A 13,782-nucleotide genomic window follows, 5' to 3' on the forward strand; every position below is an offset into this window, starting at 1 on the left:
ATCGCGACAACGGGCGTGGTGGTTATGGCGATCACAACGACCACCGTGACAACGGGCGTGGTGGTTATGGCGATCACAACAACCACGACGACGAGTACTGATAACACACCGACGACAACGCGATGTGCGGCCCCCCCCCCGGGGGGGACCGCACATCGCGCCGCCCTGGCTTGAGTCAGCAGAGAAAGTCGTAACTCACAGGAGGGCTCCGTTCGGTTCGCTGTCTGAGAGTGCGGTAAGTGATGTTTCCTGCCGTTTCACACCGATGTGATGACATGCCATAACGGGGCGATTCCGGCGGTCGAATGATCAACATCGCCGCCCTGGCCGAGCGCACGGCTCCGGCTCCCCGGTTTGGCTCGACAGCCGAGGTCAGGGGCCTGCTACCCACTGGGACGAAGTGGTGCGAAATTAGCTAGACCATCACTTACCGCACTCTGAGACTGGTGTAGTCGCAATGGTCATGAGTTAGGCTGGCTCGGGTGTCAGCTGGTGGAGCACGATGGTGCGGGTGACGCGGCGGGTGCCGGGGTCGGTTGAGCTGCGGGTTTGGTAACTGAGGTGGGGGCGTTTCGTGGTGCGGGGCGCGGGGCGCGTGGGGCGGTCGCGGATCAGCATGTCGGGGAGGTCGGCTATGAGGAAGCGCAGGGCCTGAGCGAGGAGCTCAGGGGGAAAAAGCCGTCCGGACGGAGCTTTTGACGGCGTCCGGGACGGGCGGGAAGCTGATGCGGTCCGGTTCGACGCCCGCGATCACGGCGGTCTTCGTGATCAGCGTGCGCAGGGCCTGGTAGACGCAGAGCAGGGCCCACAACTCCTGGCGTACGCCCTCGGGTTTGCCTGAGCGCAGCACGCCGCCGCTGGTACGCAGGTCGACCTTGACCAGCTTGAACAGAACCTCCACCGACCAGCGCTCCGCGTAGTTGCGGGCCAGTTCCAGGGCAGGGGCCGCATCGGGGTCCAGTAACGTGGTGATCAGGCAGAACACCTCGCTGATCCCGTCGTCGTCGGCCACGCTGTACTCGATCACCCGCACCATCACCCGTTCCGCGCGCTTGTCGCCGCGCAGTTCGGACAGATACGTGCCATCGCTCAGGCGTTTTTTGACCGGCAGGGCGAAGGAGGCCGAGACGCGCCACAGCAACTCGGCTCCGGTCCTGGCGGCGGCCGCATACAGGTCGTACGAGGGGACGCCGCGGTCGGCCAGCAGCAGCATGCCGGGCCCCAGTCGGTCCAGCAGGCGCTCGCACAAGGCCCTCTCGCCGACCGCGATGGAGTCGAAGGCCGCCCCGGCCAGGGCGAGGGTGCCGCACTCGGCCAACACCACCAGGCGGGCCTGCGGACGGCTGCCGCCGGCCGGTACAGCGAAAGCGGTCTCGTTGGGCCGCCCGGAAGGCAGGTCGAAGACCGTGCCGTCCACCGCCATCAGCCGCAGCCCCCGCCAGAACGCATCCGGGCTCCGCTCATCGGCCACCGGGGCCGCGACCTCGTCGAACAGGTTGCGCAGCGGCGCCTCGCCCAGCCGGTAGCGGGCCAGGGAGATCGCCCCGTCACTGGGCGCCCGGTAGCCGTCCCAGCCACCCCGCGACCACCGCAGACCCTCCAACAAGCCCCGCAGCGTGCGCACATACCCCTTGCCCGGCTCCAGCCACAACGCCATCGCGAGGTACACCATCAGCTTCGACGGCAGCGAGCGCGTCCGCTCCTCACGTGCCCCGGCCTCATCCACCGCAGCCTGCACTGCTTCCTCCGGGAACACCGTCGCCAGCAGCCCGATCGACACGTCATCCGTCAACCGCCTCGCGGCCCCACCCTCAACTCGCTCCACCCGAAGATCATCACACACAGATCGTTAACTCATGATCATTGGGTCGCGATGCGAGTCGGCACCCTGCTGCTGTCCGTCACGCTTCGTATTCGTCCGGGTCGCCGGACGTGGGGCCATGGGTAGGCTCGGCCTATGGGCGCTACGTCCGTGATGCCGGCTTCGGCGATTGCGTTCCGAGAGGGTTATCGGGGTGCGTTACCTGGACCTCGCCACGTTTTCTTGTGCGTGCCGTTGGTCGCCGCCGTATTCCGCGCGGCCTGCCTGGACCTGTTCGGGTTCCTGGTGCTCGGCATCACCTCCGGCCTGAGCGGCAGCATGATCAGGGATGTGCTCCGCCGGGTACACCGGTCGCGCTGCCACTGTCGCCGGGGCGGTCGCCGGAGTCACGGGGGTCTGCTCGTACGTCGTGCCGGGGGCGGTGTCGGCCTGGGCATCGTTCCGGTGCCGGGTTTCCGGGCTTACCGCCGCGCACTACGGCTGGAATCCTCCCACGGCCCCACCGGCAGTCCCGGTCCAACGCGGCCTCGGCGGTGCGGCGCCGCACCGATCCCACGGTCCGAAACGGGGACGATGAGCAGCCCCGCCCACGCAAGGAGCCTCCATGACTGATCCTGCCCAAACCGTGCTGGCCGGTCTCGACGCCATCCGTTCCGACCTGGAGGACCTCTACCAGGATCTGCACCGGCATCCCGAACTCGGGCTGCGGGAACAGCGCACGGCGGGGAAGGGTGCCGAGGCCCTGCGCTCGTTCGGCTACGAGGTCACCGAAGGCATCGGCGGCACCGGCGTGATCGGGGTCCTGGCCAACGGGGACGGCCCGACCGTCATGGCCCGGGCGGACATGGACGCCCTGCCGGTACGCGAACGGACCGGCCTGCCCTACGCCTCCACCGCGACCGTGACCGGCCCGGACGGCACCGAGCAGCCTGTCATGCACGCCTGCGGACACGACGTGCACGTGACCTGCCTGATCGGCTGCGCGCGGCTGCTGGCCGGGAGCCGGGACGTCTGGCGGGGCACCTTTGTGGCGCTCCTCCAGCCCTCGGAGGAGAACGGGGAGGGCGCCGAGGCCATGATCGCCGACGGTCTCACCTCCACGTCGCCCCGGCCCGACGTGGTGCTCGCCCAGCACGTCCTGCCCTATCCGGCCGGCTACGTCGGTACCCGCACCGGGCCGTTCCTGTCGGCGGCGGACAGCCTGCGCATCACCGTCCACGGGCGCGGGGCGCACGGTGCCATGCCCCAGGCCGCGGTGGACCCCGTGGTGGCGGCCGCGATGATCGTCGTACGTCTGCAGACCATCGTCTCCCGGGAACTGGCCGCCACGACCCCCGCCGTCGTCACGGTCGGCAGCATCCACGCGGGTTCCGGCCCCAACGTCATCCCCGACAGCGCCGTCATCGAACTCAATGTGCGCACCTACGACGACGCCACCCGCACCCACGTCCTGGACGCGATCGGCCGGATCGTCCGTGCCGAGTGCGAGGCGTCCCGCTCGCCGAAGGAACCCACGATCGAGCGGATCGCGTCCTTCCCGCCCACCGTCAACGACGAGGGGCCGACCCGGCGCGTCGCGGATGCGTTCGCCGCGCACTTCGGCGACGACGCCCACACCGTCGAGCTCCAGACCGCCAGCGAGGACATGAGCGAGATTCCCCAGGCGTTCGGGGCGCCGTTCACGTACTGGGCGATCGGCGGCATCGATCCGGAGCGCTACGCCGAGGCCGCCAGGAACGGGACCGTCTCCCAGGACATCCCGGTCAACCACAGCGCCACATTCGCCCCTGCCATCCAGCCGACCCTGGACACCGGCGTCAGCGCCATGGCGGTGGCCGCCCTCGCCTGGCTCGGCAGCTGAGACAAGTCCGGCATCGCCTCGCCGGTTGCCTGGTCGTGGCCCATACAGCCAGGAACGTCAAGGCATCGGCGGTTGCGCGGGGTTTGGTAGCGTTCGGTGTACTCGGCTCGCTGCTCGGCGCCGCGGCGGACGATGCGGCGCAGGCAGCTTCGAGGAAGGCCAAACCAGTCATCGGTGCAGAGCCGGACGCGGCTTGTCGGCCATGGCGAACCCGCACCTGGTCAAGGGTTCTCTTCCGGGCGGGAGTGCGCGTGCGGGGCGGCGCACTTGGTCAAGGGGCAGGCACCGAGTGGGGCGGATCCTACGCAACCCACGCTCCTACGCTCCGGGCCGGTCCCGGCCCCGTCATGCTTCCGCCGAGATGACGGTAAGGACGATCAGGCTGATAAACGGGACGAGGACGTCGCGGGTCGACTCCCTCTCCAGGTACACCAGGGCGAGTCCCGTGAGGTTCGCCGCCACTCCGGTGGCGATCCGTCCCGCAGGGAGAGGACCGGCGCGGCCGCGAGCATGGGGAACACGTTGACGCTCCCCGGGATGGAGAGGTCGAGGACGAACGCGCCGACAACCACCGCGGCGGGCAGCCGGCGGAGCCACTGACTCGTCTGTGTATCTTCTCTGCGGCCGTTGGGGTCTGCACGAACTCCTGGGCATGCCGACCGACGACCCGGCCCTGAACGTCACCCGAAGCCGGCTCGGACGCCTCACCCGCCAAGGCTTCCTCACCCAACCCGGACGAGGCATCTACCAGAAACGGTCTTAACGACCTCTCGGTGCTGGCTGAGCCGCGGCCTCGGGCGCGAGAACGACCGAAAACATGAAGAATAAAAACTGACATATCTTCCGGCGCTGCTGTGACCGGAGGCCCCCGTGATCGCATCGTCCCGAACACGAACCCGGAGTGCCGTCCGTCTGCTCGCTTACGCCCTCGGCCTCGCCGCAGCGGCGGCCGCGCCGTGGACGGGAGCCGCAGGAACCGAGCACAGGGCCGGACATGGCCCCACGCCCGACCACGTGGTCGTCGTCGTCATGGAGAACCACGCGTACGACCAGATCATCGGCAGCCCCAACGCTCCATACATCAACTCATTGGGCAGCCGCGGCGCCGTCCTGACCAGCTCATACGCCATCGCCCACCCCAGCCAGCCCAACTACTTCGCACTCTTCTCCGGCGCGACGCAGGGCATCACTGACGACAGCTGTTACATCCCCGGCTTCAGCTCCGCCGCCAACCTCGCCTCCGAACTGACCGCCGTCGGAAAGACCTGGGCCAGCTACAGTGAGTCGCTGCCCAGCCAAGGTTCGACCACCTGCGACAGCGGACGCTACACGCGCACGCACAACCCGTGGTTCGGGTTCGGCAACGTACCCCGATCCAGCGCCAAGACGTTCGCGCAGTTCCCGACCGTCTACGCCAGGCTGCCCACGGTCTCCTTCGTCATTCCGAATCTGTGCAGTGACATGCATGACTGCCCGGTCTCCACCGGTGACACCTGGCTGGAGACGCACCTCGGCGCCTATGCGGCCTGGGCCAAGACCCACAACAGCCTCCTCGCCGTGACCTTCGACGAGGACGACAAGCACAGCAAGAACAAGATTGCCACGGTGCTGTACGGTCAGCCGGTGGCTGCAGGCAGCAGGTCAGCGACCAGGTACGACCATGACGACGTGCTGCGCACCATCGAGGACATGTACGGCACATCGCACGCCGGGCACGCCGCCACCGCGTCGGACATCACCGGCGTCTGGGCGAGCTGAGCGCGGGTACGTCTGCGGACCGCCGCAGCGCCGGCACCCCGCAGCATGCCCTCCGGGCTCGGGCCTGTGAGACACCTCCTGGGCGCGTTCAACCGGTGTCCGGTCACGCTATCGATCTACTTTGGCAGAGAGGGGTGCGCACGGGGGTCGTACCGAACTGGTCAGTGACGGCGCCCAGGCCGCCATCGCGGCACTCCACGCCGACGCGGCCACGGCCGGGGAGACCGACCGGGTGCAGATCGTCGAGTGGTACGACGAGCTCGCGCGCCTGACCGACAGCCCGGTCGTCCGGCTCAACCGCGCGGTGGCCGTCGGCGAGGCCGACGGACCGCGCGCCGGCCTGGCGGCGCTCGCGGTACTGGACGACTCACTGCTCCGCCACACCGCGGTGGCGGCGTACCTCCACGAACGCGACGGCGACCTGGCGACGGCGGCACGCCTGTACGCCGAGGCGGCCCGGAAGGCGCCCAACCTAGCCGAACGCGACCACCTGACACGCCAGGCCGCCCGGCTCGACGCCCGTCGGGGACACTGACGGGTCACGCTCGGACGAGGGGGGGACCGCACGCGGGGTTCTTCTCCCCCTCCCCATCGAATCGATAGATAGATCGAATCGATGTTACGGTCCTGGGTGGCCGCCTCACCGTCGAGGCCCGCGCCTCCTCAGCTCGTCCCCGCAGGTTCGCCCCGTCTCGGGCGGTCGCCGCACTCTCCGAGAGTCACGAACCATGGAACTCCGTACGTCCTCCGCCGCGTCCTTGTCAGCTTCGGCTGTCTCGCGCGACGAGACGGTGCCGGCACGGCGCGGCCCGGCCGGGAGACGCTGCGTCGGTCACCGGAACAGAACCCCGTAGCGGGGCTCGTACGGCCGTGTCCCTCACGCTTCCCACTCCGCGCGGTCACGCCGACCGTCCGCGAAGCCGGTCCAGCCGGCCGTCCAGAGACGCACGGCCGGCGCTCGACGCAACCGGCCCGCCGCTGTTCGGTCCACCGGGCCGGCGACACCACTCGTGGTCGGGCCCGACATCGTCCCCCCTCCCCGGCTCCCGGACCGTTGTCTTCGAAAGGTTTCTTGCACCATGCCGCTGGCTCTGCTGGCCCTGGCTGTCGTCGCGTTCGGCATCGGCACGACCGAGTTCGCCACGATGGGGCTGCTGCCCCAGATCGCCGACGGGGTCGGCGTGTCCGTGCCGCACGCCGGCCACCTCGTCTCCGCCTACGCGCTCGGTGTCGTCGTCGGTGCGCCCCTGCTGACGGGCATCGGCGCGCGCATACCCCACAAGCGGCTGCTCCTGCTCCTGTCGGGGCTGTTCGTGGTCGGCAACGCCGCGTCCGCGCTCGCGCCCGACTTCGGCCTGCTCTTCGCCGCGCGGTTCCTGGCGGGTCTGCCGCACGGGGCGCTGTTCGGCGTGGGCGCCGTCGTCGCCTCACGACTGGTCGCCCCGGGGCGCGCGGCACGTGCCGTTTCGAAGGTGTTCCTCGGCCTCACCGTCGCCAACATCGTCGGAGTCCCGGCCAGCACGGCCCTCGGGCAGCAGTTGGGCTGGCGGTCCGCCTACTGGGCGGTCACCGCCATCGGACTCGTCGCCCTCCTCATGCTGGCCTGCTTCGTCCCCCACCAGCCACGGGGCCGGCAGTCCGGCGTCCGGACCGAGCTGCGGGCCATGGGCAACAGGCAGGTCGCGATCGGCATGGCCGTCGCCGTGGTCGGGTTCGGCGGGTTCTTCGCCGTCTACAGCTACCTGGTGCCCATGCTGACGAATCTGACGGGCATATCCGACTCCTCGACCACTCTCGTCCTCGCGCTCTACGGCGTCGGCATGACGCTCGGCACGCTGATCGCCGGCCCGCTCACGGACCGTGCCCTGCGGCCGACGCTGTATGCGGGCCTGGCTGTGCTCGCCGCGGCACTGGTGACGTTCTACTTCACCGTCCACAGCATCGTGCCCGCCCTGGTGACGATCACCGTCATCGGTGCGATGGGCTCTCTCATCACCACGCCCGTCCAGATGCTGCTCATGGCCAAGGCCAAGAACGCTCCGACGATGGCGGCGGCCTCCAACCACTCCGCGTTCAACCTGGCCAACGCGGGCGGGGCCTGGATCGGCGGCCTGGTCATCTCGGCAGGCTGGGGCTGGGCCGCGCCCAGCCTGGCCGGTGCGGCTCTTGCTCTGGCCGGCCTCGGCCTGGCCTTCACGGGCGGCCTGATGGACCGGGGCGGCCGACACTCAGAGGTGATCATGGAAGGCTCGGCCGTGGCCGATCAGGAGACGCGTACGGTCACGTGACGACCGGCATCAGCCCTGAAGGATGAGTGCCTCACCGCCCGAGCGGCCCTCACCCTCGGCGACCGGGACAGCATGCGACGCGCCCACACCGCGCTCAATCCCGCAGCCGGCGAACTGGCTGGCGCGGGCAGCGGGCTCCTCACCCTCGGCCCGGTGTCGGAGCACCTGGCCGACCTCGCGGCCGCCCTCGGCCAGGCCTGACAGTTCTCCACCGGCGGGCAGACGGCCGAGCCGGTTCGGGAGCTTGCCCGCGGATGCCGGTGAGGGAGGCGAGGCGGTACTCACCCCATCGGCGTGGCCGTCGCGCCCGCCGCCGCCCGGCATCGGCACCGTCCACGACCTCAAGCGGCCCACTCCCTGGGCATCCGCTCCGTCGGGAAGTCGACGCTGCTGCGCCTGCTGGCCGGCGTCCTCGCCCCCTCCGCCGGCGTCGTCCTCGCCCCCTCCGTCGGCGTCGTCCGGCTCGACGGACGGCCCCTGCCCGAGGTCGGCCGCCGGGCCGTCGCGCGCCGCGTCGCCACCGTCGAACAGCACGCGCACACGCAGACCGACCTGACCGTCCGCGACGTCGTCGCTCTCGGCCGCATCCCGCACCGCCGCGCCTGGAGCCCGGCGTCCGTCGCCGACGAACGGGCCGTCACCGCCGCCCTGGAACGCACCGGCCTGACCGACCGGGCCACCCAGTCGTGGCACACCCTCTCCGGCGGCGAACGCCAACGGGCCCAGATCGCCCGCGCCCTCGCCCAGGAACCGCGCGAACTGCTGTTGGACGAGCCGACCAACCACCTCGACATCCAGCACCAGCTGGACCTGCTCGACCTGATCGCCGGCCTGCCGGTCACCACGGTGATCGCGCTGCACGACCTCAACCTCGCCGCGATGTACTGCGACCGGCCCCTCGTCCTGCGCGACGGCCGCGCCTTCGCCGAGGGCCATCCCGCCGACGTGCTCACCCCCGCCCTCATCAAGGAGGGCTACGGTGTCCGCGCCGAGGTGACGCGGCATCCCGGCCACCCGGTCATCCGCTTCCTGCGCGGGCCCGGAACCACGACGGCTGCCCGGCCCGGCCGGCCATCGGCTCAGGCCTGACCGAGCCCTGGCAACACCCTTCCTCTGCGGAACCGACACCGAGAGCGCCACCCTGTCTGTTCCTGATCGATTGAGCTCCATCGTCTTTCCGAAAAAGTGAATCATCGCTCGGGTGAGGCGAATTCAAGGAATGTGCGGAGATGATTCCTTGTGTCGCGCTACCGTTGGCGGCCGTCGCGGTGTTCATGGTCGCGGCATCGGGGCGGGGGGACATGTGCGAAGAAGTATGAAGACGGTTCTGTTCGTTCACGGAACGGGCGTTCGGTCGAAGCGTGAGCGGGAAGCGCTCGACAGAATCGGGGACGGTTTCCGGAAAGTACTGCCGGACACCATGGTGGAGACATGCTCCTGGGGCGACGTCCTCGGTGCGACTCCGGCGGACGAGACCGACGTTCCGGACGGCACGGGACCCACCTGGGCTCCCGACGGGCACGGAGTGGCCTGGTCGGATGCGGAGCGGGCGGTGTGGGCCCGGCTGTACGACGACCCGCTCTACGAGATCCGGACGGCGGTCCTGGCGGCACCCGGCGACGCGTCCGCCACCTCGCCGAGAGCGCTGAACCTGCTGAGGACGCGTATCGGTGCCATGCCGGACGATCCCGACGTCGGAGAATTGATTCCGGCAGGCGAACCCGACGAGCAATTCCGTTCAGCCGTCACGGAATTGCTGCGTGCCCAGGAATTCGTCGCGGCCCTTCCCTTTCTCGCCACAAGGGCGTCGCACGACCTGGTCGCACGGTCCGTCACCGCCACGTACATCAGGTTCCGGGAACGGGACGGAGGCCCCGTTCTCGTGTCCGCCGCGGAACGCGACACGCTGTGGCGTGTCATGGAGAAGCGTCTGGGCGGGGCCGCCCTCGGCGTGGGCGACAGGGCCCGGGCCGTCGCCTGGTCCACGGCGCAGCACATGGCCCGTCCGGTGGTCCGGCGGCACCGGGACGCCCTGCTGACCCGCGCCACACCGGCGCTCGGCGACATCCTGCTCTACCAGGCGAGGGGCAAGCCCCTGCGGACCTACCTGGCCGAGCGGGTGCGGGAGATCGACGGGCCCGTGGTCCTGCTCGGGCACAGCCTCGGCGGAATCGCCTGCTTCGAGAGCCTGGTCGCCCACGCACTGCCCAACGTACGGCTGCTGGTGACCGTGGGCAGCCAAGTTCCGTACCTGTACGGCCTGGACGCGCTGGCGACGCACCGTCTCGGCGCCCCCCTGCCGGATCATTTCCGGGCCCGCTGGGTGAACGTCGTCGACAAGGAGGACCTCCTGGCCTTCCCCGCGGACGACCACTTCGCCGGCCGCGTCACGGATGTCGAGGTCGACACCCGTGAGCCGTTCCCCCGGGCGCACGGCGCCTACTGGACCACACCGCGCGTCTACGACGCGGTCCGTACCGCCGTCGAGGAGTGCTGATCGATGGTCGTACGCGCTCTGGTGGTGTGCCCGGAGACGTACGAGGGCTCGTCGCTGCGGCCCATGCCCGGCTCCCTGGCCTCCGGCGTCCGCTTCGCGTCCTGGCTGGTGAACCACGTCGACGAGCCGTGCTCCCTCACCTTCCTGACCAACACCGACCACCTGTCCGGTCCGCCGTCCGAGCCCTCGTCCGATGCGCAGTCCGCCCCGCCGTCCGAGCCCCTGCCCGCCCCGCCGTCCGGCCAACTGCCCGCCGAACGGCTGACCGAGTTGTTGCCGGCGCGGCTGCGGGCGGCCTGGGCGGGCACCGGACGGACCGACGTGCGAACCGACCTGGCATCGGCCGACCTTCTTCCGATCGGCGAGTTCTTCGGCCCGGCCGACTCCAGCCCCGTCGGGGAACTCGGGGAGGACGACGCCTTTGTCCTCTACTGGATCGGGCACGGCGGGATCAACCGGGAGAACGGCAACCACCTGCTGTACCTTCCGCACAACGGGCGCATCGCACTCGAAGACCTGACGCGCGGGATGGCAGGTCCGCGCAGACCCGGGCGTCAGCTGTTCGTGATCGACGCCTGCCGGGAGGCGGACACCGCCCGGCCCGGCGACGGCGGTGGCGGCCGGACCCTGACCATCGCCACCGGCGCCGTCCCGCACCCGGACTGGCTGGGCCTGGTGCTCTACGGTGCCCGCCACGGCGAGCAGGCCCTCTTCGACGAGGGCCGGGGCGGAGTGTTCACCGACCGGCTCCTGGACGCGCTGGAGGCGCTGCCGTTTGCCGGCCGGCTGGATCTGGAACGGATCGAGCAGACCGCCGTCGCCCTCGAGGCCCGCTTCCGCGCGGCCTACGGACAAGGGGAACCCGAGTACGGCCAGATTCCCACCCACTACTGGCTCAGCCACCGGGGCGACCTGCTCGTGGACCGCGACTTCCTACCGGGCGTGGCGGTCACCGTCACCCAGGCCGAGACGCTGCGCCGGACAGTGAGCCGGGCCTGCCTGACTCCGGAGGAGGAGGGCGAGGTGTGGGAGTGGCTGCACCGCTACGGCCCGCGTCTCGCCGACGACGACCTGACCCTGCCGCAGACGGCCGTGCGGGTGACGGAACTGCCCCACCGCGCGGACGGTAGCCACTGCATCACCGACCTCTGTGTCGTCCTCGCCCGCATCGGGCGTCTGCGGGACGGCATCCACCGGTGGTACGCCTCCTGGGCCACGGACAAAGGCCTTCCGCCGCTGGCCGACGTGTCCGTCGCGCCCACGCCCGTGCGGCGGCGCGGGCACTTGGTCATAGATCTGGAACGGGAGGACGAGCTCGGCCACGGCGAGGCGTCCGCCGGGCGAGGCGCGCCGCAGAGCACCGCGGGACCGCGCTACCGCGCCAAGGCGTGGTTCTACACAGGACACAAGCACCAGCCGATCAGGCTGCCGAGGCAGAGTTGGCGCAAGGAGGAGTTCCCCGGCCTCGTCAAGCTGATCTACGGCAAGGCCCACACCAAGGTGCAGTCCGCGCTCGACGGAGCCTGGGTGGAGTTCATCGTCGACCGGGACCTGTTCGGTCACCGCTTCGACACACTGCCGAGGTTCTCGGTGCCCAGCGGGAAGGCACCGCTGCTGGGGGACGGCGGACCGGTGGTGCTGCGCGACGGCTGGCGCCACCACGGAGGCCCGCAGACGCTGAGCTGGCAGCGGGGGGCCTCCCTCCTGGACTCCGTCCCCGCGGCACGACTGCAGTGGACCGACTGTGCCTCTTCCTGCCGAACCGGGGAAGCCGAGTTCGAACGGCACGCCCGCACCGTGGAGACCGCCTTCACCCTGAACGCGGTCATCGGCACCAACGCGGGCACCACGGGCAAGGGGGCCGACGGCGCCAGGAGCAGGTCGGCTTCGGCGGGAGCCAACGGCGGCGCGAACGGTGCAGCGGACCCGTACGCCGGCATCGTGCTCTCCCGTTCCTTGGCCGACCAGGCGCACGCCGATCTCGTCGGCACGGCCCTCAACAACGGCGCCCTGCTGGCCATATGGCCGGCCCGGTCCCCGGCCGACGACTGCCGGCGCGGCGGTGACGACGGCGCGGTCTGCGACGGCGCGCTGGTACGGGAGAGCCTGCTGCGCAGACTCGACGGCCGTCCCCTGCACGACCTGCCCGAGATCGTCTTCGACCTGCGCAGAACGGGCGGCGCCGAGGCCGAAGTGTTCCGGGACATGGTCGTGCTCTTCGACGACCCGCGTCGTTCTCCTCTGGTCCGTGGGCCCCTGAACCTGCCCTGACCAAAGGAGCGGTCCCCACGGAAGGGGGACCGCAAGGACCGCGAGCACCACATGGACAGGCGTTCACAAGGACAGGACGTACGGAAGGGACGAGCAATGACGGAAGGGCCGGTCGCCGCCTCGGCGGTTCCCGACTGGTGGGTCTACCGCGGACACTGGGGCGAGCCCCGTACCCGGGAGAGCGCGCTCCCGGGCATTCCCGAGCCCCCGCCCTGGCGCTCCTTCGGGCTGCATGCGCTGGTGTCCCCCCAGGAGGAGGCCGCGCTGCGCGCGCGGGACCCCCTGCACAGCAGTCTCCCGGTGCCGCCGCCCGGGACCGGGGGAGCGGAGTCATGGGACGAGCAGGCGGCGGTCGCCTATCGCGGCGACCGGGACGCGCACGACCTCGTGAACGCCGCGATCCAGCTCCGCCGGCCCCTGCTGGTCACCGGCCCGCCCGGAACCGGAAAGACGACCCTGGCCGCCTCCATCGCCCGGGAGCTGGCCCTGGGCCCCGTCCTGCGGTGGGGCATCACCAGCAGGTCCACCCTGCGCGAAGGGCTCTACAACTACGACGTACTGGGCCGCCTGCACGACATGAACCTGCGCAAGGACGTGCCACCGGAGCAGCGGAGGCACCGGGCGGGGGAGGACCACCGGGACAGCGGACCCCACAAGGACGCCGGAACTCACCAGGAGGCCGGGCGGTACGAGGGCGTCGGCCGGCACGAGGACATCGGAAAGTACGTCAGGCTCGGCGCGCTGGGCGACGCGCTGCTGCCCAGGCGCAGGCCCCGCGTGCTGCTGATCGACGAGATCGACAAGAGCGACGTGGACCTGCCCAACGACCTGCTGCACGTCTTCGAGACCGGCGGCTACGAGATCCCCGAGCTGCGCCGGGTCGCCGAGTCACCGGTCCGTGTGCTCAGTTGGGACGGCAACGACCGGGTGCCCGTGCACGACGGCCGGGTCCGGTGCGCGCAATTCCCCCTCGTGATCCTCACCAGCAACGGCGACCGGGAGTTTCCGCCGGCCTTCCGCCGCCGGTGTCTCTTCCTGACCCTCAAACCCCCTGAGGGAGAGCGTCTCCACGACATCCTCCGCGCGCATGTCCCCGAGATGAAGGACCTCTCCCAGGTCGCGGACGTTCTGAAGGAGTACAAAGGGCTGACCGCCGAGGGCCGCCGGCTCTCACCGGACCAGCTGATCAACGCCGTACGCCTCAGGCTCACGGCCCAGTTGGGGCCGGACGACCTGGAGACGATCACGAACGCGGTGTTCCACTCGCTCTCCGGGGCGTGACGCG

General features: G+C 70.4%; 9 protein-coding genes and 1 pseudogene. 9 read left to right on the forward strand and 1 reads right to left on the reverse strand.

What is annotated here, in order from left to right; translation table 11 throughout:
• Positions 1-664 precede the first annotated feature (664 nt).
• Positions 665-1,792: an IS4 family transposase gene (locus ACFPZI_RS29875; protein ID WP_381369521.1), complete on the reverse strand. Its 1,128-nt coding sequence runs from the start codon at positions 1,790-1,792 to the stop codon at positions 665-667.
• Positions 1,793-2,426: 634 nt separating this feature from the next.
• On the opposite strand from ACFPZI_RS29875, the gene ACFPZI_RS29880 reads away from it, so the two are divergent.
• The 9 genes and pseudogenes from ACFPZI_RS29880 to ACFPZI_RS29920 all read left to right on the forward strand — a co-directional run bounded on the left by ACFPZI_RS29880 (position 2,427) and on the right by ACFPZI_RS29920 (position 13,778).
• Positions 2,427-3,683 (forward strand): amidohydrolase, encoded by a 1,257-nt coding sequence (locus ACFPZI_RS29880; RefSeq protein ID WP_381369524.1) that lies wholly within the window; start codon positions 2,427-2,429, stop codon positions 3,681-3,683.
• An 870-nt stretch (positions 3,684-4,553) separates the two neighbouring features.
• Complete coding sequence (locus ACFPZI_RS29885) at positions 4,554-5,441, forward strand: alkaline phosphatase family protein (RefSeq protein WP_381369527.1); 888 nt, start codon at positions 4,554-4,556, stop codon at positions 5,439-5,441.
• Between the two features lie 172 nt (positions 5,442-5,613).
• Positions 5,614-5,976, forward strand: a pseudogene (locus ACFPZI_RS29890) (RNA polymerase subunit sigma-24); the annotation flags it as partial.
• A 544-nt stretch (positions 5,977-6,520) separates the two neighbouring features.
• Positions 6,521-7,729 (forward strand): MFS transporter, encoded by a 1,209-nt coding sequence (locus tag ACFPZI_RS29895; protein WP_381369530.1) that lies wholly within the window; start codon positions 6,521-6,523, stop codon positions 7,727-7,729.
• Positions 7,730-7,801: 72 nt separating this feature from the next.
• The gene (locus ACFPZI_RS29900) at positions 7,802-7,930 is read left to right on the forward strand and encodes a hypothetical protein (protein WP_381369533.1); all 129 of its coding nucleotides are present in this window, start codon (positions 7,802-7,804) and stop codon (positions 7,928-7,930) included.
• Positions 7,931-8,017: 87 nt separating this feature from the next.
• Entirely contained in the window at positions 8,018-8,818 is an 801-nt protein-coding gene (locus ACFPZI_RS29905) for an ABC transporter ATP-binding protein (RefSeq protein ID WP_381369687.1), read from the forward strand.
• Positions 8,819-9,149: 331 nt separating this feature from the next.
• Positions 9,150-10,226, forward strand: a complete 1,077-nt coding sequence (locus ACFPZI_RS29910) for a hypothetical protein (protein ID WP_381369536.1) — start codon at positions 9,150-9,152, stop codon at positions 10,224-10,226.
• A 3-nt stretch (positions 10,227-10,229) separates the two neighbouring features.
• A complete protein-coding gene (locus ACFPZI_RS29915) occupies positions 10,230-12,497 on the forward strand; it encodes a caspase family protein (protein ID WP_381369539.1) in 2,268 nt (755 codons plus the stop codon).
• Between the two features lie 96 nt (positions 12,498-12,593).
• The gene (locus ACFPZI_RS29920; RefSeq protein ID WP_381369542.1) at positions 12,594-13,778 is read left to right on the forward strand and encodes a MoxR family ATPase; all 1,185 of its coding nucleotides are present in this window, start codon (positions 12,594-12,596) and stop codon (positions 13,776-13,778) included.
• Positions 13,779-13,782: the final 4 nt, after the last annotated feature.

Source organism: Streptomyces chlorus (assembly GCF_042655885.1).
Taxonomy (GTDB): Bacteria; Actinomycetota; Actinomycetes; order Streptomycetales; family Streptomycetaceae; genus Streptomyces; species Streptomyces chlorus.